The following is a 23,457-nucleotide window of genomic DNA, read 5'->3' as shown; positions in this document are numbered from 1 at the left end:
CCAACCTCCGCCACCCCGTCCGCTTCCACCAAGCACTCACCCACCTCATCAACACCGGCCACCACACCACCATCGAAACCAGCCCCCACCCCGTCCTCACCCCCGCCATCGAAGAAACCGCCGAAACCACCAACACACCCCTCACCGCCCTCCACACCCTCCGCCGCAACACCACCGCCTCCTTCACCACCGCCCTCGCCCACGCCCACACCACCGGCACCACCCCCGACTGGACAGCACAACTCCCCACCCCCCACCACCACACCCCCCTCCCCACCTACCCCTTCCAACACCACCACTACTGGCTCGACCGCCCGCAGCCGACCGCCGCCGCGCAACCCGGTGTCGATGTCGCTGGACACCCTCTGCTCAGCGCGGCTGTCCGGCTCGCGGACGGCGGTGTCGTCCTCACCGGTGGGTTGGGGCCCGCTGCCCCTGAGTGGGTCGCGGACCACGCCGTGATGGGGTCGGTCCTGTTGCCGGGTACGGCTTTCGTCGAGCTGGCGGTGCGCGCCGGTGACGAGGTCGGGTGCGGCACGCTCGAGGAACTCACCCTGCGGGCGCCCCTCGCGCTGCTCGCTCCGGTGGCCGTCCAGGTGGTGGTGGACGAGCCGGACGACTTGGGCCGCAGGCGGGTCACCGTTCATTCCCGCCCCGCATCCGATTCAGGGTCGGTCGACGCCTCCTGGACCCTGCACGCCGAAGGTCTGCTGGCGATCGGTGGCGCCCAACTGAGTTCAGATGATGGCGACTTCGCCGTCTGGCCCCCCTCAGGGGCTCAACCGGTCCCCGTTGACGGGCTCTACGACGGACTCGCCACCCAGGGCTACGACTACGGCCCCGCTTTCCGGGGAGTACGCAGCCTCTGGCGCCGGAGCGACGACGAGGTGTTCGCCGAGGTCCGGTTCCCCGCTGAACTGGACACGGATGCTGAGCAGTTCATCCTCCACCCCGCCCTGCTCGACGCGGCGCTGCACGCGGTAGCGGGGGCCGGGCTACTGCCCGCGTCCGACGGCATCCGTCTGCCGTTCGCCTGGTCCGGCGTGCGCATCCACGCAGCCGGCGCGAGCGCGTTGCGGGTTCGACTGCGTCGTACGGGTGCGGATGCCGTGTCGTTGACCGCCGCGGACGAGTCCGGCGCGACGGTCGTGTCCGTCGATGCGCTCACCCTGCTGCCCATCACCCCCGACCAGCTGCGCGCCGCCTCCCGGGACGCACGCCTGGACGCCCTGCTGGCTCTGCACTGGGAGGAGGTGGCGTCACCGAGCGACCCCCTGGCCATCTCCGTGCCGGACCACTGGGCCGCGGTCATGTCCCGGTCCGAAGACATCGACGAGGTGTGCGGTGCCGTACCGCCCGAGGAGCCGTCCGCGGTGCTCTTCGACGCCTCCGCGCGTCCCGGCTCCCCGTACGAGGCGAAGGACGCGGTGCTGTGCGCCCTTCGCGTCGTACGGCGCTTTGTGACCGACCCCGCGCTGCGGAACTGTGTTCTTGTCGTGCGCACGTGCGGGGCGGTCGCGGCGCTGGCGGAGGACCGGATCACGGCTCCGGCGGACGCGGCCGTGTGGGGACTGGTGCGCTCGGCGCAGAGTGAGCATCCGGGGCGATTCGTTCTCGTCGACGAGGTCGACGGTGCTGAGGCGCCGGTGTCGCCCGGACTCGTGCTGGGGACCGGCGAGCCGCAACTCGCCATCCGTGAGGGGGCGTTCTTCGCTCCGCGGCTCGACCGTCATCGGACGGAGGGCGGGACGCCCACTGCCTTCGACGCCGATCGCACGGTGTTGATCACCGGCGGGACGGGGGCACTGGGCGGTCTCGTGGCCCGGCACCTGGTCACCTCGTACGGGGTACGGCGGTTGCTGTTGCTCAGCCGGTCGGGGCCGGGGTCGGACGAAGTGACGCACCTTGTCACCGACTTGACCGGGGCGGGTGCCCTCGTGGACGTACGCGCCTGTGATGTCGGTGATCGTGCGGCGCTGGCCGGGGTGATCGCCGAGGTGCAGGAGTCGGGACATCCGCTCGGTGCCGTGGTGCACGCGGCCGGAGTGCTCGCGGACGGCACGGTCGAGGGGTTGACCGAGCAGGCCGTGGACGCGGCATTGCGTGCGAAGGCCGAAGCCGCCCTGCATCTACATGAGTTGACGGCCGATCTCGACCTGTCGGCGTTCGTACTGTTCTCGTCGGTCGCTGGAGTGCTGGGGAACGCGGGACAGGCGAACTACGCGGCGGCCAACGCCTACCTGGACGCGCTGGCCGAGCTGCGCGCCGGGCTCGGGCTGCCCGGGCTGTCCCTCGCGTGGGGGCTGTGGGAGCAGCCGAGCGGGATGACGGCCCAGCTGAGCGGCCAGGATCTGGCGCGGATGCGGCGGAGCGGACTGCTGCCCCTGGCGGCCGAGGAGGGGCTGGCGTTGCTCGACGCCGCGCTGACCGGATCGCCCGATGCGGCGGCGCTGGTGCCGGCGCGGATCGATGTCGGAGCACTGGTCCGGGCCGGGCGGGCGGTTCCGGCGCTGCTGTCACGGCTGGCGCCGCGGGTCGGCCGCCGGACGGTCGCGCGGGCGGTCGAGGCGGGCTCCGGTGCGCTGTCGGCGTTCGAGGAGCGGTTGGCGGGTTTGTCCGGGGACGAGCGCGAGCGGCTTCTGCTGTCCGTGGTCCGGGACGAGACCGCTCTGGTGCTGGGGCATGCGCAGGGTGCCGTGCTCGATGTGACGGGCGAGTTCCGGGAGTTGGGCGTCGACTCCCTGATGGCGGTGGAGGTGCGCAACCGGCTGGCGGCGGTCACCGGACTCACGCTGCCCTCCACGGTCGTGTTCGACCATCCGACGCCGCAGGCGCTGGCCCGGCTGCTGCACGAACGGCTCGGCGGTGCGCTGCCCGAGGCGGCCGGGCAGGTAGTCGCGGAGCGGCCTGTGGACGACGATCCCATCGCCGTGGTCGGTATGGCCTGCCGCTACCCCGGCGGGGTCGAAGGCCCGCTCGATCTGTGGCAGTTGGTGCTCGACGAGCGGGACGCGGTCGGAGAGTTCCCGGCCGACCGGGGGTGGGATATGGCCGCCCTGTTAGCGGCCGGCAGCGGTGCGGGAGGGACCAGTGCGACCCGGCACGGGGGTTTCCTGGATGATGCCGCCGGTTTCGATCCCTCCCTGTTCGGGATCTCACCGCGCGAGGCGCTCGCCATGGACCCTCAGCAGCGGCTGCTGCTCGAAGTGTCGTGGGAGGCCCTGGAGAACGCCGGCATCCCGGCGGACGCGGTGCGGGGCTCCCGTACCGGGGTGTTCGCCGGGTTGATGTACCACGACTACGGCACGGGGCTCACGCAGGTGCCGGAGGGGGTCGAGGGATATCTGCTGACCGGGGGTGCGGGCAGTGTGGCCTCGGGGCGGATCGCTTACGCACTGGGACTGGAGGGTCCCGCGCTGACGGTCGACACCGCCTGCTCGTCCTCGCTCGTGGCGCTGCATCTGGCCGTCCAGTCGCTGCGGCGGGGCGAGTCGGATCTCGCGCTCGCGGGCGGGGTGACGGTGATGGTGACACCGGACACCTTCACGGAGTTCTCCCGGCAGGGTGGACTGTCGGGCGACGGGCACTGCAAGTCGTTCGCCGAAGGTGCCGACGGGACCGGTTGGTCCGAGGGCGTGGGCATGCTGCTGGTGGAGCGGCTGTCCGACGCGCGGCGCAACGGGCATCGGGTTCTCGCCGTCGTGCGCGGCACTGCCGTCAACCAGGACGGTGCCTCGAACGGGCTGACCGCGCCCAACGGCCAGGCCCAGCAGCGGGTGATCCGCCAGGCCCTCGCCGACGCGGGACTGTCGCCGGACGACGTGGACGCCGTCGAGGGGCACGGGACCGGCACCGTGCTGGGCGATCCCATCGAGGCACAGGCGCTCCTGGCCACCTACGGTCAGGACCGGCCCGCCGAGCGGCCGCTGTGGCTCGGGTCCGTCAAGTCGAACATCGGGCACACGCAGGCCGCCGCCGGTGTCGCCGGGATCATCAAGATGATCATGGCGATGCGATCCGGAGTGCTTCCGCGCAGCCTGCACTGCGCGACCCCCTCGTCCCATGTCGACTGGGCGTCCGGGGGCGTCGAGCTGCTCACCGGGGCGCGCGCGTGGCCGGACACGGACCGGGTGCGGCGGGCCGGGGTGTCGTCGTTCGGGATCAGCGGGACGAACGCACACATCGTTCTGGAGCAGGCCCCGGCCGGTGACGAGCCGCCCGAGCGGGGTCCCGCGCCGACGGTCGTACCCCTGCCGCTGTCCGCCGCCGGCGACGAGGCGCTGCGCGCGCAGGCGACCCGGCTCGCGGGCGTCCTGGAAGAGGCGGCCGATTCCGCTGCCGCGCTGGTGGATGTCGGGTGGTCGCTGGCCCAGGGACGGACCGCGCTGCCCCGGCGGGCGGCCGTGATCGCCCACCGGCGTGAGGAGGCGATCGAGCGGCTGCGGGCGCTGGCCGAGGGGCGCGCGTCCGCCGGAGTGCTGACCGGGCGGGCCGTGCCGGACGGGCGGCTGGCGGTGGTCTTCAGCGGACAGGGCAGTCAGCGGCTCGACATGGGTCGCGAACTGTACGCCGAACAGCCGGTGTTCGCCGCGGCCTTCGACGAGATCTGCGATCACTTCGCACCGCACTTGCCCCTTCCCCTTCGGGAGGTCGTGTTCGGCGAGTCCGCCGAGTTGCTGAACCGGACCGGTTACGCGCAGGCCGCCCTGTTCGCGGTCGAGGTGGCCCTGTACCGGCTCGTGGAGCACTGGGGTCTCAGGCCCGGTCTGCTGATCGGGCATTCGATCGGGGAGTTCGCCGCCGCCCATGTGGCCGGCGTGTGGACGCTGCCCGACGCCTGCGCCCTGGTCGCCGCGCGGGGCACCCTGATGCAGGCCGTGACGGCGGACGGCGCCATGGCGGCCCTGGCGGTCACTCCTGAGGAGGTCGGGCCCGTACTCGCCGCCTACGGCGACCGGGTCGACGTCGCGGCCGTCAACGGGCCCGTCTCCGTGGTCGTCTCGGGCGACCGGGACGCGGTGGAGGAGGTGACCGCGCGGTTCGAGGCGGCCGGGCGGCGGGTGCAGCGGCTCCGGGTCAGTCATGCCTTCCACTCCGCGCACATGGACACGATGCTGGACGCCTTCGCGGAGGTTCTGGCCGGAGTGCCCTTCCGGCCGCCGACTCTGCCTGTGGTGTCCAACGTGACCGGCGCCTTGGCCGACCCGGGCGAACTGTGCTCCCCCGCGTACTGGGTGCGCCACGCACGGGAGGCCGTACGGTTCGCCGACGGAGTCGCCACCCTGCACGGGGAGTCCGTCACCGCGTATCTCGAACTCGGGCCCGCGGGTGTGCTCACCGGAGCGGTCCGCGACAGCCTGCCGGAGGACGCCCAGCCGGTGATCGTCTCGGCGCTGCGGCGCGACCGGTCGGAGGCGGCGACCTTCGCGGAGGCGATGGCGGCCCTGCACCTGTCCGGCCTGTCCGTCGACTGGTCGGCCGCGTTCGCGCGCACCGGTGCCCGCACGGTCGACCTGCCCACGTACCCCTTCCAGCACAGCCGCTTCTGGCTCCAGGCACCCGAGCAGAGCGCCCGCCCCGCCCCGGAGCGCCTGGTCCTGGAGCGCCTTGCCGGGCTTCAGCCCGACGAGCTGGCACGGACGTTGAACGTCGACGAGGTTCACGCGCGTGCGGTCGTCCCGGCGCTCACGGACTGGTTGCTGGCCCAGGAGAGCCCGCAGCGGGATGAGTTGTCGGGTCGTCAGGTGACCTGGGTGCCCGTGAAAACCCCCAGCGGCCGCCGGCAGCTCCACGGACGCTGGCAGGTCGTCGTGCCCGCCGGTACCGATCACCTCGACACGCGGGTGGTGAGGCTGGCCGGGGCGCTGGAGCGGGCCGGTGCCGAGGTCGTCGTGGGTGATGTCACGGTGGTCGAACCGGAGTTGACGGGGGTTGTTGCCGTGGCCGCGCTCGCCGACGACCCGGGTCTGTTCGCCGTGGAGGTCGTCCGGCGGGCGACGGACGGTGCCGCGCTGTGGTTCGTGACCCACGGCGCCGTCGCCACCGGCAGCGACGATCCCGTGCTGGACCCCCGGCAGGCGGCGGTGTGGGGACTCGGCCAGGCGATGTCGCTCGAACTTCCCGATCGTTGGGGCGGGTTGGTGGATCTGTCGGGCTACGACGACGTGGGCGTACTGGGTGCCGTCCTGAGTCGCGCTGCGGGCGGCGAGGACCAGGTCGCGGTGCGCGCCAGGCGGGTGGTCGGGCGGCGCGTGGTGGCACTGCCCGCCGGGCGGGCGCTCGGACGCAGCGTGGCCGCACCGCCCGCCGGCCCGGAAGGCGGTCGGCCGTGGCGTCCTGCCGGGGCCGTGCTCGTCACCGGGGGGACCGGAGCGCTCGGCTCGCGGATCGCCGAGTGGCTCGTGGACGGCGGTGCCGAGCACGTCGTCCTCACGAGCCGCCGCGGTGAACAGGCTCCGGGTGCGGCCGAGTTGGCGGGGCGTCTGCGTGAGCGCGGGGCGCGGGTGTCCGTCGAGGCGTGCGACGCGGGTGACCGGAGCGCCCTGTCCGAGGTGCTCGGGCGTCATCGGCCCCGGGCCGTGTTTCATGCGGCGGGCGTCTTCGAGGCCTGCGGAGTCGCGGACCTGTCGGCGGACGGCTGGGCGGCGGTGCTGTCCGCCAAGGCGGACGGGGCGATGCATCTGGACGAGCTGAGCCGGGAGTTGGAGCTGGACCTGGACGCGTTCGTGCTGTTCTCGTCCGTCGCCGGAGTGTGGGGCGGTGTCGGGCAGGGTGCCTACGCCGCCGCGAACGCCGTGCTCGACACGCTCGCCCAGCGGCGGCGCGCCGACGGCCTGGCCGGGACCTCCATCGCCTGGGGGCCGTGGGCGGGCGAGGGCATGGCCGCGGACGGCGAGATCGGTGCGGGGCTGCGGCGCAGCGGTCTCGTCCCGATGCAGCCGCGGGACGCGCTCGCCGCACTGCAGGACGTCCTGGACCAGGACGAGACATGCCGCATCGTCGTCGACGCGGACTGGGCGCGGCTGCTCGCGGCGTTCGCGGCCGTGCGGCAGGGCCCGCTGTTCGCCCTGCTGCCCCAGGACGCCCCGCCGGACGTGGACACGGAGGACACGGAGGAGGCGGGCGCCGGCTACGCCCGGCACATCCGCGCACTGCCGCCCGCCGAGCAGGACCGGACGGTGTCCGCGCTGGTGCGGGACGTGGTCGCGGCAGCGCTCGGGCACCCGTCCCCCGACGCGCTCGACATGACCCAGACGTTCAAAACGCTGGGCCTGGACTCGATGACCGCGGTGGAGGTGCGCAACCGGCTCACGGCGGCGACCGGGCTGACGCTGCCCACCACCGTGGTGTTCGACCGTCCCACGCCCCGGGACCTGGCCACGGAGGTACGTGACCGGCTCGTCGGCACCGCTGCGGACACCGCGCCCGTGGCGACGGTCCGCCCGACGGTGGACGAACCTGTAGCGATCATCGGCATGGCCTGCCGCTACCCCGGCGGTGCGAACACCCCGGAGGACATGTGGCGCCTGGTCACTGAGGAGCGGGACGCCGTGTCCGACTTCCCCGAGGACCGCGGCTGGGACCTCGCCACGCTCTACGACCCCGACCCGGCCGCCACCGGAACGTCGTACTCCCGCGAAGGCGGCTTCCTCGACGACATCGCGGGCTTCGACGCGGGGCTGTTCGGGATCTCACCGCGCGAGGCGCTCGCCATGGACCCGCACCAGCGGTTGCTGCTGGAGACCTCGTGGGAGGCGTTCGAACGGGCGGGCATCCCGCCGACCTCCCTGCGCGGCAGCAGCACCGGGGTGTTCATCGGCGCGGGCGAGCAGGACTACGCGGGCGGTGTGACCGACGCGCCGGAGGGGGTGGCCAACCATCTCCTGCTCGGCCACACGGCCAGCGTCCTGTCCGGTCGCCTCGCCTACGTGTTCGGCCTCGAAGGGCCCACCCTCACGCTGGACACGGCGTGCTCGGCGGGGCTGGTGGCCCTGCACCTGGCGGTGCGGGCGCTGCGCTCGGGCGAGTGCGATCTCGCCGTGGCGGGCGGGGCGACGGTGATGTCGACGCCGGGCGGCTTCGTCGAGTTCAGCCGGCAGCAGGTGCTCGGCCGGACCGGGCGGTGCCGCTCGTACTCGGACGACGCGGACGGCTCGGCGTTCTCCGAGGGCATCGGCACCCTCGTGGTGGAGCGGCTGTCCGACGCGCGGCGCAACGGACACCGCGTGCTGGCCGTCATCCGGGGCTCCGCGATCAACCAGGACGGCGCCTCGAACGGGCTCAGCGCCCCGAACGGGCAGTCCCAGCAACGGGTGATCCGCCAGGCCCTCGCCGACGCGGGACTGGCACCCGGGGACGTGGACGCCGTCGAGGGGCACGGGACCGGAACCCCGCTGGGCGACCCCATCGAGGCCGAGGCGCTGCTGGCCACCTACGGTCAGGACCGGCCCGCCGAGCGGCCGCTGTGGCTCGGGTCCGTCAAGTCGAACATCGGGCACACCCAGGCCGCCGCGGGCATCGCCGGGGTCATCAAGATGGTGCAGGCCCTGCGGCACGGGGTTCTCCCGCGCACCCTCCATCTCGACTCCCCGTCGTCGCACGTGAACTGGGCCTCCGGTGGGGTGGAGCTGCTGGATCGGGCGCGTGAGTGGCCGTCCGTGGAGCGGGCGCGCCGTGCGGCCGTCTCGGCCTTCGGGATCAGTGGGACGAACGCGCACGTCATCCTCGAACAGCCCGCACCGGAGACCTCCGAGCCGTCCACCGCCGAGCGCGGCACGGATGTGGTCGGTCCTGTGGTGCTGCCGCTGTCCGCGCACAGCGGGGCCGGCCTGCGCGGCCAGGCGCAACGCCTGCGGGAGCTGCTCGACGCGGCGCCGGATCTCGAACTCGCCGTCGTGGGACGGGCTTTGGCCGAGCACCGGGTGACGGACCTGGAGCACCGGGCCGCCGTGGTCGCCGAGGACCGGAAGACGGCCCTCGCCGCTCTCGGTGCGCTGGCAGAGGACGGGACGCATCCCCAACTGACCACGGGGTCCGGCACTCCGGGCGCCGATCCGGTGCTGGTCTTCCCGGGGCAGGGATCGCAGTGGCCCGGCATGGCACTCGAACTACTCGACTCCTCACCGCAGTTCAGGGACGCGCTCGCCGAGTGCGACGCTGCGCTGGGCGCCTACGTCGACTGGTCCGTGCTCGACGTGCTGCACGAACGGCCGGGCGCCCCGTCCATGGGGCAGCTGGACGTGGTGCAGCCCTTGCTGTTCGCGGTGATGGTGGCACTGGCCAGGACCTGGCAGGCGGCCGGGATCACCCCGGCGGCCGTGGTGGGCCACTCGCAGGGCGAGGTGGCCGCGGCCTGCGTGGCGGGCGCGCTGTCCCTGTCCGACGCGGCCCGGATCATCTGCCTGCGCAGCCGGACCATGCAGGAGAAGCTGTCCGGGCTCGGCGCCATGGCCTCGGTCGCACAACCCCAGGCGTGGGTCGCCGAACGGCTGGAACGCTGGGGCGGCCGCCTCAGCGTGGCCGCGGTCAACGGTCCCACCTCGGTGGTGGTGTCGGGCGAGGCGGCGGCGGTCGACGAGTTCCTCGCGGACGCCGAGGAGGCCGGCGTACGGGCCCGGCGGGTCAAGGGAGCCATCGCCGCCGGCCACTCCGCACAGGTGGAGCTGGTGGAGGACCGGGTCCGGGCCGAACTGGCACCCGTGTCGCCCCGCGCCGGCCAGGTGCCCATAGTCTCCACCGTCACCGGCGAGGCGTGCGACGGGTCGGGAATGGACGCGGACTACTGGTACCGCAACATGCGGGAGCCGGTGCGGTTCGATGCCGCCGTAAGGGAGTTGCTGGCGCGCGGGCATCGGGTGTTCATCGAGGTCAGCCCGCATCCGGTGCTGCTGACCGGGCTCCAGGAGACCGTGGAGGACGCGGGCACCTCGGCGTCCGTGCTGGGCACGCTGCGCCGGGACGAGGGCGGCGCCGACCGGTTCAACGCCTCGCTGGCGGCGGCGTACGTCGCCGGTGTGGACGTGCCCTGGCGGGAGACCCTGTACGCGAGGACGCCGGACACCTTCGTCGACCTGCCCACCTATGCCTTCCAGCACCGGCGGTACTGGCTGGACGCGCCACGGCAGTCGGCGTACTTCGCCACCCCGGCGGGCGGCGGCGCGCAGCCGGACACCTCGGCGGGCGGCATCGCGCGGCCGGACACCCCGGCCGACGAGGCGCAGCGACGCTTCTGGGAGGCCGTCGAGAGCGGGGACCTCGACACCCTCGCAGGCGAACTGCCTCTGATCAACGGACAGTTGGCGTCACTGCGCGATGTGCTTCCGGCGCTCACCGACTGGCGGACGCGATCGCGGGAGGACGCGGCCGTAGACCGCTGGCGGCACCGGGTGGTCTGGGAGCGCATCGGGACGCCCGCCCGTCCCGCGGTCTCCGGGCGCTGGCTGGTGCTGGTGCCCGACGACGCGGAGGCGCGGGCGGTGGCGGATCCGGTGGAGAGCGCGCTGCGGGCGCACGGGGCCGAGGTCACCCGGGTCGGTTTCGCGGCCGACGCCGAACGAGGTGAACTCGCCGAGATCTTGCTGGCGCTGGGCGCGGGCGACGGTGCGCCGGAGACTGTCGGCGTGCTCATGCTGACCGGGCTGCTGACCGGAGCGCACGCCGAGCACGAGGCCGTACCGCGCGGGCTCGCGGCGACCCTGTCCGTGGTGCAGGCGCTCATGGACACGGACTTCGCCGGCGACGCCCCGCTGTGGGTGCTCACACGCGGTGCGATGGCCGCGGATCCGGGCGACCTGGTGCAGGCACCGGAGCACGCCATGGTGTGGGGCCTCGGTGCGACGATGCGGCAGGAGCACCCCGAGCGCTGGGGCGGGGTCGTCGACCTGCCGGGAGGCGCGGACGACCCGCTCGACACCAGGGTGTTGACGCGGCTGGTCGGGATCGTCTCCGGGGCCACCGACGAGGACGAGGTCGCGGTGCGCACGTCGGGGGCCCTGACCCGGCGGCTCGTGCCGGCGCACGGGGACACCGTGTCGACGACCGGACTCGAACTCGCCGCCGAGCGGTCCGAGGAAGGCGCCTCTGCCGACGCCGGGGAGTGGAAGCCCACCGGCACCGTGCTCGTCACCGGCGGTACCGGCGCCCTCGGCGGACAGGTGGCCCGGCATCTCGCGGAACTCGGCGCGCCGCACCTCCTCCTCGTCGGACGGCGGGGCCTCGAGGCCCCGGGGGCCGCCGAACTGGCCGCCCACATAAGCGAGTCGGGGACGAAGGTCACCGTCGTGGCCTGCGACCTGGGCGACCGCAGTGCGCTCGCCCAGCTGTTGGCCTCGATCCCGCCGGAATACCCGCTCACAGCAGTCGTGCACACGGCGGCCGCGGTCGACGACGCGCTGCTGGCCTCCCTGACCGTCCCCCAGCTGGACCGTGCGCTGCGGGTCAAGGCGCTCGCCGCACGCAACCTGGACGAACTCACGCGGGACCTCCCGCTGGAGCTGTTCGTCCTGTTCTCCTCGTTCGCCGGCGTCACAGCGGACGCGGGGCAGGGCGGTTACGCGCCGGGCAACGCGTTCCTCGACGCGCTCGCCCTGCACCGCCGGGCCCTGGGTCTGCCCGCCCTGTCCGTCGGATGGGGGCACTGGGCGGGCGGCAGCGGCCTGGAGGGCGGCGAGGTCATCGCCAACCGGCTGCATCGGTTCGCGATGGAGTCCATGGCGCCGGAGTGGGCGGTGCGCGCGCTGGACCGGGCACTGCGCCTCGATGGCGAGCGCGGGCACGTCGTCGTCGCCGACATCGACTTCGCGCGTCTGGCACCCGGGTCGATCGGGGCGCGGCCGACCCGGCTGTTCCTCGAACAGCCCGGCTACCGGGCCGCGTTGGAGACCGTTGTCACGGGCGGTGCACCCGACGGCCCGGACGACGGTGGTGGCGACGACATGGTGACGCGCTGGCGTTCGGAAGTGGCCATGGCCACCGGCGCCGAACGGGTCGCTCTCGTACGGGATCTCGTGCTCCGCCACCTCGCGTCCGTGCTGGGCCACGCCAACCCGGAGGACCTCTCAGCGACCCGGCTCTTCCGGGACCTGGGGATCGACTCGCTCACCGCGGTCGAGTTCCGTAACCGGCTGGGCGCGGCCACCGGGCTGCGGCTGCCGGTCGGGGTGGTGTTCGACCATCCGACGCCGGAAGCCCTGGCCGCCTTTGTCGGCGCGGAGCTGGCGACGCACGCGCCCGACGCGGACGGCCCGGCCCCGTCACCTGCCGATGACGCGGGTTCCGTCGAGGAGGTGCTCGCCCGTCTCGAAGCAGCGCTCGCCCGTGTCGACCGTGGCGGCCTTCCCACCTCCGCGACGGTCGCGAACCGGCTGAGGGACCTGCTCGCCCGGTGGCCGCAGGAGTCTCCGTCCGGCCCGTCGACGGATGCGGGCGGACTGGAGGCCGCGACGACGGCGGAGGAGGTCCTGGACTTCATCCAGGAACGCTTCGGCACCTGAGCCACCCGGCCACTCCGCCGGCCCCGAACACCCTGCCCGCCCCGGCACCGGGTCCCAGACCCGGTCACTCCGCCCCCCCGCCCTGGCCCTCGTGCAGTCCAGGCGCTCCAGGTGAACGCCGTTGAACGCCGTCCCCCAGCCCCACCGCACCTCAGGAGATGTTTGCAGTGACGAGCGACAGCAGCGCCGGCGCTCCGGCCGGCCGGGACAAGGTCGTCGAGACCCTCAAGTGGATGGCGCGCGAACTCGACAAGACCAAGCGGGACCTGGCCGACCTGCGGGCGCGTCGCTCCGAGCCGGTCGCCGTCGTCGGCATGGGCTGCCGGTTCCCCGGAGACGTCGGCTCGCCGGAGGATCTGTGGCGGCTGCTGTCCTCCGGCACGGACGCGATCGGACCGCTCCCCTCGGACCGGGGCTGGGACCTGGACGCGCTGTACGACCCCGACCCGGCCGCCGCCGGCACGGCGTACGTCCGCGAGGGCGGGTTCCTGGCCTCGGCGGGGGACTTCGACGCCGGGTTCTTCGGGATATCGCCGCGTGAGGCGCTGGCGATGGACCCGCAGCAGCGGCTGCTGCTCGAAGTCGCCTGGGAGACGCTGGAGGACGCGGCGATCGATCCGGCCTCGTTGCGCGGCAGCGACACCGGGGTGTTCGTCGGCACCAACGGCCAGGACTACATCGCGCCGATGATGGACGGGGTCGCCGATCTCGGCGGCTACCTCGGCACCGGCTCCACGCAGAGCGTGCTGTCCGGGCGGCTCGCCTTCACGCTGGGCCTGGAGGGGCCCGCGGTGACCGTGGACACGGCGTGCTCTGCGTCTCTGGTGGCGCTGCACCAGGCGGTCCGGGCGCTGCGGGGCGGCGAGTGCGACCTGGCGCTCGCGGGCGGCGCGACCGTCATGTCCAGCCCCTGGACGCTGGTGGAGTTCTCCCGCCAGCGCGGCCTGGCCGCCGACGGCCGGTGCAAGACCTTCTCCGACCGCGCCGACGGGACGGCGGTCTCCGAGGGCGTCGGCATGCTCCTGCTGGAGCGGCTCTCCGACGCCCGCCGCCACGGTCACCGCGTCCTGGCCGTGGTCCGCGGCACCGCCGTCAACCAGGACGGCGCCTCGAACGGCCTGACCGCGCCCAGCGGTCCGGCCCAGCAGCGCGTCATCCGTCAGGCCCTCACCGACGCGGGTCTCGCACCGGACGACGTCGACGTCGTGGAGGCGCACGGCACCGGCACCCGGCTCGGGGACCCCATCGAGGTCGACGCCCTGCTGGCGACGTACGGGAAGGACCGGCCGGCCGGGCGGCCGCTGTGGCTGGGGTCCGTCAAGTCGAACCTCGGGCACACGCAGGCCGCGGCGGGCGTCGCCGGTGTCATCAAGACGGTGCTCGCCCTGAGGCACGGGATGCTGCCCAGGACGCTGCACGCCGAGCCGCCGACTCCGCACGTCGACTGGTCCTCCGCCGGCATCCGCCTGCTGCACACCGAGCAGCCGTGGCCCGACGCGCAGCGGCCGCGCCGTGCGGCGGTGTCGTCCTTCGGCATCAGTGGAACGAACGCACACGTCGTCCTGGAGGAGGCGGAGCCTGCGCCGGTCGGTGAATCGACCTCGGCCGCAGGGTCCCCGGCACCCCCCTCCGCTCTGCCCTGGCTCCTGTCCGCACGAACTCCGGACGCCCTGCGAGGTCAGGCCGCGCGGCTGGCCGCACATGTCATCGAGCGGCCGGATGCCCGCCCTGCCGACCTCGCCTGGTCCACGGCGGCCACGCGGGCCCGGATGCCGCACCGCGCGGTGGTCGTCGCGGCGGGACGTGAGGATCTCCTCGCCGGACTGCACGCCGTCGCCGTCGGTGCACCGGGGAGCGGGGTGGTCCGCGGCGAGGTCATCGAACAGCCGTCCCCCACCTTCCTGTTCACCGGACAGGGCGCTCAGCACGCCGGTATGGCACGGGGGCTGTACGACGAATTCCCGGTGTTCGCCGAGGCGTTCGACGCGGTGTGCGGACACATGGACGCGCTGCTCGAACGGCCCCTCAAAGAGGTCGTGTTCGCCGAGGCCGGTTCCACCACGGCGGCGCTCCTGGACCAGACCGCCTGCACACAGCCCGCGCTGTTCGCCGTGGAGACGGCCCTGTTCCGGCTGGCCGAGTCCTGGGGGCTCGTGCCGGACCGCCTGATCGGCCACTCCATCGGCGAGTTGACGGCCGCCCACGTCTCCGGCGTCCTCCGCCTCGCGGACGCCTGTGCCCTCGTCGCCGCCCGCGGCCGGGTCATGCAGGCGCTCCCCGAGGGTGGGGTGATGATCTCCGTGCGCGCCGCCGAGGAGGACGTCGTCCCGCTGCTCGCCGAGTTGCGCGGCCAGGTCGATGTGGCGGCGGTCAACGGGCCCACGTCGGTGGTGCTGTCGGGTACGGCGTCCGCAACGGCCGAAGTGGCACGGCTGCTCGCGGACCGCGGGCACAAGACCAAAGAACTCCAGGTCAGCCACGCGTTTCATTCGGTCCTGATGGAGCCGGCGATGGCGGAGTTCCGTCGCATCGCCGCCGGGGTGACCTTCCACGAGCCGCGCATCCCGCTGGTCTCCGCGCTGACCGGCGCGCTCGTGGGCCCCGGCGAGGTGACGGACCCGGAGTACTGGGTCCGTCACCTGCGGAAGCCGGTCCGGTTCCTGGACGCGATCCGTACGGCCGAGGCCCAAGGCTCCCGTGTCTTCCTGGAGTTGGGGCCGGACGGGGTGCTCGCCTCGATGGCGGCGGACTGTCTGCTGGACCGGGACGCGGCGGTGCTGGCACCGACGCTGCGCAAGGACCGCCCCGACACCCGGTCCTTCCTCACCGGAGTCGGCCAGGCGTACGCCGCGGGCGTGGACGTCGACTGGGTGCGGGTCTTCGCCGGCACGAGGGCCGTACGCGCGGAACTGCCGACGTACGCGTTCGACCGTCGCCGGTACTGGATCACCAAGGGCCGCACCTTCGACGGTTCAGCCACACCGACCTCCGACGGCTCGGCCGCCCCGTACAAGGACCCAGCACCGGCACCGGCACCGGAAACCCGCCCGGAATCCGGCCGCACCCACAACGAGTGGGAGATGCTCGACCTGGTCCGAGCGGCAGCCGCAGCCGTGCTCGGGTACGACACGAAAGACGCCGTGGCAGCGAGCCGCCCCTTCTCCGAACTCGGAGTGACCTCGGTCGGGGCGGTGGAACTGTGCGCCGAACTGCGCGCGGTGACAGGCCTGTCGGTGCCCGCGTCCGCCGTCTTCGACCACCCCACGCCCCAGGCGCTCGCCACGCACCTCGGTCGGCAGCGGCGCGGCGAGGCCGACGAGGCGACCGCCGCGCCCACCCGCCACCGCGTGGACGAACCCGTCGCCATCATCGGCATGGGCTGCCGCTTCCCGGGCGGGGTGACCAGCCCCGAGGAGCTGTGGCAGCTCGTGGCCGAGGAGCGCGACGTCCTCGGCGCCTTCCCGGACAACCGCGGCTGGAACCTGGAGGAGTTGTTCAGCCCCGACGGCGCGCCTGGCACCTCCACGGAGGCCCGGGAGAGCGGATTCCTGTACGACGCGGCCGGCTTCGACCCGGCGTTCTTCGGCATCTCGCCCCGGGAGGCGCTGGCGATGGACCCCCAGCACAGGCTGCTGCTGGAGACCGGCTGGGAGGCGATGGAGCAGGCCGGACTGGACCCGGGCAGGCTCCGGGGCAGTCGTACGGGCGTCTTCGCGGGACTGGTGGGGCACGACTATCTGCTCGGTCCCGAGCGGATGCCCGACGACCTCGTGCCGTACTTCGCGACCGGCATCGGCGGTTCGATCGCCACCGGGCGCATCGCGTACACCTTCGGTTTCGAGGGGCCCGCGGTCACCGTCGACACGGCGTGCTCCTCGGCGTTGGTCGCGCTGCACCAGGCGGTGCACGCGCTGCGCTCCGGCGAGTGCGACCTGGCGCTCGCGGGAGCCGCGACGGTGATGTCGACGCCGGGGGCCTTCGTGGGGTTCTCCGGGCAGGGGCTGATGGCGCCGGACGCGCGCAGCAAGTCGTTCGCCGACGGGGCCGACGGCACGATGTGGTCCGAGGGCGTGGGCATGCTCCTGGTGGAGCGGCTGTCCGACGCCGAGCGGCACGGTCATCGCGTCCTGGCGGTGGTCCGCGGCACCGCCGTCAACCAGGACGGCGCCTCCAACGGCCTCACCGCGCCGAACGGAACGGCCCAACAGCGCGTCATCCGGGCCGCGTTGGACAACGCCGGCCTGGCACCCGCCGATGTCGACGCCGTCGAGGCGCACGGCACCGGCACCCGGCTCGGCGACCCCATCGAGGCGCACGCGATCATGGCGACCTACGGCCGCGAGCGGCCCGAGGAGCGGCCGCTGTGGCTGGGGTCCATCAAGTCGAACATCGGCCACGCTCAGGGTGCGGCGGGCGTCGCCGGCGTCATCAAGACCGTGATGGCCCTGCGCCACGGGCTGCTGCCCCGGACGCTGCACGTGGACCGGCCCTCGACCCGGATCGACTGGTCCCTCGGAGCGGTCCGGCTGCTGACCGGGAGCCAGGTGTGGCCCGACGCCGACCGACCGCGCCGGGCGGGCGTGTCGGCGTTCGGCGCGAGCGGCACCAACGCGCATGTGATCCTCGAACAGGCCCCTGCCGCGCCCGCGTCGGCCGAGCCGCGCGTCCCGCTGCCGGTTACTCCGCTGACGCTGTCCGCGCACAGCCCGCAGGCCCTGCGCGGGCAGGCCGCGCGACTGGCCACACAGCTACGGCAGTCCTCCGCGGCGCCGACGGAACTGACCGACATCGCCTGGTCGCTCGCGAACCACCGCGCCGTTCTCCCCCACCGGGCCGTCGTCCTCGCAGACGGGGCACAGGACGCGCTGGCCGGACTCGACGCCCTGGCAGCAGGCGACGAGACCCCGAACGTGATCACCGGGCAGCCGACCGGAGAGGCGGCGGTGTTCGTCTTGCCCGGCCAGGGTTCCCAGTGGATCGGCATGGCCTCGGAGCTGCTGCGGGGATCGGAGGTGTTCCGGGACACGTTCGCCGACTGCGAGCGGGTCTTCACCGAGCTGGTGGGCTGGTCGATCACGGACGCGATGGCCGGCGCCCCCGGGGCACCGTCCCTGGATCAACTGGACGTCGTACAGCCGGTGTTGTTCTCCGTGATGGTGTCCCTGGCCCGCACCTGGCAGGCCGCGGGGGTGCAACCGGCCGCCGTGGTGGGCCACTCGCAGGGCGAGATCGCCGCCGCGTACATCGCGGGCGCGCTCTCCCTGGAGGACGCGGCCCGGGTCGTGGCACTGCGCAGCCGGCTGATCGTGGACGTGGTGGGCCTGGGCGCGATGGCCGGCGTGTCCAAGTCCCACGCCTGGGTGGCCGACCGACTCACGCCCTGGGCGCAGGAGTTGAGCGTCGGAGTGATCAACGGACCCGAGTCGGTCGTCGTCACCGGCGACGTCACGGCCCTGGAGGAGTTCCTCGCGGTCGCCGAGGCGGAGGGTGCCCAGGTGCGGCGGGTGCGCGGCGCCGTGGCACCGGGACACGCCCCGCAGATGGAGCGCCTGCGCGAGCAGTTGATCAGCGCCCTGGCGGAGGTGACACCGCACCCCGGCACCGTGCCGCTGTGCTCGACGGTCACCGGCGAGATCCTGGACAACACGTCGATGCACGCCGACTACTGGTACCGCAACGCCCGTGAGCCGGTGCAGTTCGAGGCCGCGGTACGACACCTGCTGGACCGCGGCCACCGGGTGTTCCTGGAGATGAGCCCGCACCCGCTGCTGCTCAGCGGCATCGCGGACATCGCCGGGAGCCAGGACACCCAGGTCGCCGCGCTGGGCACGCTGCGCCGCGACGACGGCGGACCCGGACGCACCGCGCGGGCTCTTGCCGAGGCCTGGGTGCACGGCATCGCCGTCGACTGGACCACCGCCGTCTTCGACGGGGTCGGAGCACGCCGCGTGGACCTGCCGACGTACGCCTTCCAGCGGGAGCGCTACTGGCTCGAGCCCGTCACCGGGCCGGCGGGCGCCGGGGTGCGGGGCACCGGGCACCCGGTCACCGACACCCAGGTCGACCTCGCCGACGGGGGCGCCCTGCTGACCGGCCGGCTGAGCCGTCGGTCACTGGGCTGGCTGGACGACCACGCGGTGTCCGGGGTGGCGATCCTGCCGGGCGCGGCCTTCGTGGAGCTGGCCGTGCGCGCGGGCGACGCGGTGGGCTGCGCGGCGCTGGAGGATCTCACCTTGCAGGCGCCGCTGGTGGTGCCCGGCGCGGGTGGCGTGGTCGTGCAGGTCGCGGTCGACGCCCCGGACGGCACGGGCCGACGCGCGCTGCGCGTCCACGCGCGCCCGGAGAGCGAGGGCGAGGACGGCTCCTGGGTCCAGCACGCGGAGGGCGTCCTCGCCCCGGTGGCAGCCGACCCCGAACCCCTTGCCGTGTGGCCTCCTCGTGACGCGGAGATCCTGCCGACCGAGGACGCCTACGAGCGGATCGCGACGGCGGGCATCGCGTACGGACCGGCGTTCCGCGGCCTCGGCACCGCCTGGCGGCACGGCGACGAGCTCTTCGCGGAGGTCGAACTCCCCGACTCCGAACGGAAGAACGCCGCGTCGTACGGCCTGCACCCGGCCCTCCTCGACGCCGCCCTGCATGTGGTGGTCCTCGACGGACTGGAGAACAGCGGCCAACTCGCCTTCTCCTGGAGCGGCGTCACCCTGCACGCCCAGGGCGCCACGGCCCTGCGGGTACGGGTGCGACGGCTCTCGGACGGCGCGTTCTCCTTCCATCTCCACGACGGCACCGGGCAGCCGGTGCTCACGGCCGAGTCCGTCGCCGTACGGCCGCTGTCGACGTCCGGTCTGACGGCCGCGCGCACCACGACGGACAACTCCTTGTTCAGGGTGGACTGGACGCCCCTGCCGTCGGCCGAGGTGGCCGCCTCGATGCGCTGGGTGGTGCTCGGCGCACGGTCCGAGGCGGTGTGGCCCGCCGAGGTCGACGCCCGTCGCCGGTACCCCGACCTCGCGGCGCTGGCGGCCGCGGTGGACGCGGGTGCGCCGGTGCCGGACGCGGTCGTGGTGGCCGGAGGCGGTGGCGCACCCGCCAACCGGCACGTGCTCGGAGGCGCCCTGGAGCTGTGCCAGGCCTGGCTGGCCGACGAACGCTGGTCGGAGGCACGCCTGGTGTTCCTCACCCGGGACGCGGTCCAGGCGGTACCGGACGACGTGCTCGGCGACCTCGCGCACGCGCCGCTGTGGGGGCTGGTCCGTTCGGCGCAGCAGGAGCAGCCCGACCGTTTCCTCCTGCTCGACAGCGACACCGCCGAGGTGCCGTCCGTCCTGATCGGCGCGGCACTCGTCTCCGGCGAGCCCCAGCTCGCCGTGCGCGACGGTGTGCTGCGCGCCCCGCGCCTCGCCCGCGCAGCCGTGGAGCAGCAGCGCGAGCGCCCCCTCGACCCCGAGGGCACAGTACTGATCACCGGAGGCACCGGAACCCTCGGCGCCATCCTGGCCCGCCACCTGGTGTCCCGACACGGTGTCCGGCACCTCCTTCTGACCAGCCGTCGGGGAGCGGAGGCACCGGGAGCGTCGGCGCTGTGCACGGAACTCGGCGCGGCCGGCGCGACCGTCACCCTCGCCGCCTGCGACGTGGCCGACCCCGCGGCGCTCACCCGCCTCCTCGCGGACATCCCCGCGGAGCGGCCACTGACCGGCGTGTTCCATCTCGCCGGCGTGCTCGCCGACGGCGCGATCGGCTCGCTCACCCCCGGACACCTGGACACCGTCCTGGGCCCGAAGGCCGACGCCGCCTGGGAGTTGCACCGGCTCACCCAGGATCTGGACCTGGCGGCGTTCGTCCTGTACTCCTCGATGGCGGGCACCTTCGGCGGCGCGGGACAGGGCGCCTACGGCGCCGCCAACGCCTTCCTGGACGCGCTCGCCGCGCACCGCAGGGCAGCGGGACTGCCGGCCCTGTCCATGTCCTGGGGACTGTGGCAGGACCGGTCCGAGATGGGTGCCGGCCTCACCGACCAGGACCTGGCCCGCCGCATGGCCCGCTCCGGCACACGGAGTCTGTCCGGCGAGCAGGGCATGGCCTTGCTGGACGCGGCTCTGACCGGCCCCGACCCCCATCTCGTCGCGGCCCGCTTCGACTTCCCCACGCTGCGCGCCCAGGCGGCCGACGGCACCCTGCCCCCGCTGCTGCGCGGGCTGGTGCGGGCCGTACGCCGCAGCGCGGGTGCGGCCGAACAGTCCGGCCTCCGTGAGCGGCTGGCCGCGCTCGGGGCGGCCGAGCGGGCCGCCGCCCTCCTCGGCACGGTGCGCGCGACCGTCGCCCTCGTCCTGGGACACGGTTCGGCGGACGCGGTGGACGACGGGCGCGCCTTCAAAGAACTGGGGCTCGACTCGCTGACGGCGGTGGACCTGCGCAACCGGCTGACCGCGCTCAGCGGCGTGAAACTCCCCGCCACGCTGGCCTTCGACCATCCCACGCCCCGCGCCATCGCCGACCTCCTCGAAGCAAAGCTGTTCGCGACACCCGTCGAGGTCACCCCGCCCGTCCTCACCGACCTCGACCGGCTCGAACTCGCCCTGCTGGGCGCCGACGACGCCGATCCGGCCCTGCGTGCCAAGGTCACGATGCGGCTGCACTCCCTCGTCGCCAAATGGCGCGCGGCCGACGAGGAACCGGCCTCCCCGGCGCCCGGCGGAGCAGAGGACGGACTCGGCCTGGAGGACGCCTCCGTCGACCAACTCCTCGACTTCATCGACGACATGGGCAGCTTCTGACACCGACGACGGCGGCCGGTCCCGCAGAACCGGCCGCCGAACCGGACGACAGCAGGCGCATCAGCGAGCGGAAAGGAAGCGTTCCGTGGAAGACACGCGGGTCATCGAGTACTTGAAGCGGGTGACGGCCGATCTGCACCGCGCCCGCGCCCGACTCCTGGAGTTGGAGTCCGGCCGCCAGGAGCCCATCGCCGTCGTGTCGGCGGCGTGCCGCTTCCCCGGCGGCATCGACTCCCCCGAGGACCTGTGGCGCGCGGTCACCGAGGAACGCGACCTGATCTCGGCGATGCCCGCGGACCGCGGCTGGGACATCGACGAGCTGTACGACCCCGACCCCGACAGCGTCGGCAAGATGTACGTCAAGGAGGGCGGGTTCCTCCAGGACGCGGGCGGCTTCGACGCGGCACTCTTCGGCATCCCGCCGCGCGAGGCGCTCTCCATGGACCCCCAGCAGCGGCTCCTCCTCGAAGTGACCTGGGAGACGTTCGAACGGGCGGGCCTCGACCCGCACGGCCTCGGCGGCAGCAGGACGGGCGTCTTCGTCGGCGTCCTCTCCCACGACCACGGCACCCGGCTCACCCCGGCCCCCGAAGGCTTCGAGGGCATGATCGGCGCCGGCAGCGCGGGCAGCATCGTGTCCGGACGACTGGCGTACGTCTTCGGTCTGGAAGGGCCCGCTCTCACGATCGACACCGCCTGCTCGTCGTCCCTCGTCGCCCTGCACCTGGCCATGCAGTCACTGCGCAACAAGGAGTGCGACCTGGCCGTCGCCGGCGGCTCCACGGTCATGTCGACGGTCGAGTCGTTCATCGAGTTCTCCCGGCAGCGCGGACTGGCACCCGACGCCCGGATCAAGGCCTTCGACGACGCCGCCGACGGCTCGTCGTGGAGCGAGGGTGTGGGAGCCCTGCTCGTCGAGCGCCTCTCCGACGCCCGACGCCACGGACACCCCGTGCTCGCCGTGATCCGCGGCTCCGCCGTCAACCAGGACGGTGCCTCCAACGGCCTCACCGCTCCCAACGGCCGCTCCCAGGCCCGCCTGCTGCGCGCCGCGCTCGACAACGCCCACCTCGCCGCAGCCGATGTCGACGCGGTGGAGGCCCACGGCACCGGAACCCGGCTCGGCGACCCCATCGAAGCCCAGGCGCTCCTCGCCACCTACGGCCAGAACCGCCCGGCCGAACGGCCCCTGTGGCTGGGCTCCGTGAAGACCAACATCGGCCACACTCAGGCCGCCGCCGGAATCGCTGGCATCATCAAGATGATCTGGGCCATGCGCGAGGGCACCCTCCCCCGAAGTCTCCACCTCACACGGCCCACCAGCCAGGTCGACTGGAGCGAGGGCAACATCCGCCTTCTCGACAGGGCACAGCCCTGGCCGGACACCGACCGCCCCCGACGCGCCGGAGTCTCCTCCTTCGGCATCAGCGGGACGAACGCTCACGTGATCCTGGAGCAGGCCCAAGTGCCTGTTGAGTCCGAGGAGTTCGTACCGTCGGGTGGCCCGGTTCCTCTAGTGGTGTCGGGTGGCAGTACGGCGGCTCTGGCCGCGTACGGCAAGCGGCTCGCCGAACACCTGGAAGCCCGCCCCGAGCTCCATCTCGCCGACATGGCCCACGCGCTGGTCACTGCGCGTGCCTTGCTGCCGCACCGGGCGGTGGTAGTGGCGGAGGACCGCGACAGCGCGATCGACAGGCTGCGCGCCCTGGCCGAGGGCAGCCCGCACCCGCAAGTGATCCTCGGCGCGGGACACGTGACACCATCCCGCCGTGGTCCGGTTTTCGTGTTTCCGGGGCAGGGCTCGCAGTGGGCCGGCATGGGCGCCGACCTCTACACCACCAACCCCGTCTTCCGCGACGCACTGGACACCTGCGCCAACGCCCTCGACCCACTCACCGACTGGTCGCTCATCGCCACCCTCACCGGAGACGACGAGACCTGGCTCGACCACGTCGACATGGTCCAGCCCGCCCTGTTCGCCGTCATGGTCTCCCTCGCCCGCCTCTGGATCGCCCACGGCATCCAACCCGCCGCCGTCATCGGCCACTCCCAGGGCGAAATAGCCGCCGCCCACATCGCCGGCATCCTCACCCTCCACGACGCCGCCCGCATCGTCACCGTCCGCTCCACCGCCATGCGCCACCTCGCCGGACACGGCGTCATGGCCACCGTCAGCCAAAGCGCCC

The 23,457-nt window shown here is 73.5% G+C and carries 3 protein-coding genes and 1 pseudogene; all 4 read left to right on the top strand.

Annotated features, from left to right (window positions below; translation table 11 throughout):
- Positions 1 to 47: 47 nt before the first annotated feature.
- A pseudogene (locus H295_RS48775) lies at positions 48 to 164 on the top strand (hypothetical protein); the annotation flags it as partial.
- Between the two features lie 201 nt (positions 165 to 365).
- Entirely contained in the window at positions 366 to 12,491 is a 12,126-nt protein-coding gene (locus H295_RS46885) for a type I polyketide synthase (protein ID WP_267974102.1), read from the top strand.
- A 167-nt stretch (positions 12,492 to 12,658) separates the two neighbouring features.
- A complete protein-coding gene (locus tag H295_RS43885) occupies positions 12,659 to 21,271 on the top strand; it encodes a type I polyketide synthase (protein WP_020139656.1) in 8,613 nt (2,870 codons plus the stop codon).
- An 85-nt stretch (positions 21,272 to 21,356) separates the two neighbouring features.
- Positions 21,357 to 23,457 (top strand): type I polyketide synthase (locus H295_RS0133125; RefSeq protein ID WP_020139655.1); only part of this gene is annotated, 2,101 nt, incomplete at its 3' end.

The sequence above is a fragment of the Streptomyces sp. 351MFTsu5.1 genome, assembly GCF_000383655.1.
GTDB lineage: Bacteria > Actinomycetota > Actinomycetes > Streptomycetales > Streptomycetaceae > Streptomyces > Streptomyces griseorubiginosus.
The sequence above is the reverse complement of the archived record's forward strand: the minus strand, read 5'-3'. Positions and strand labels throughout refer to the sequence as shown.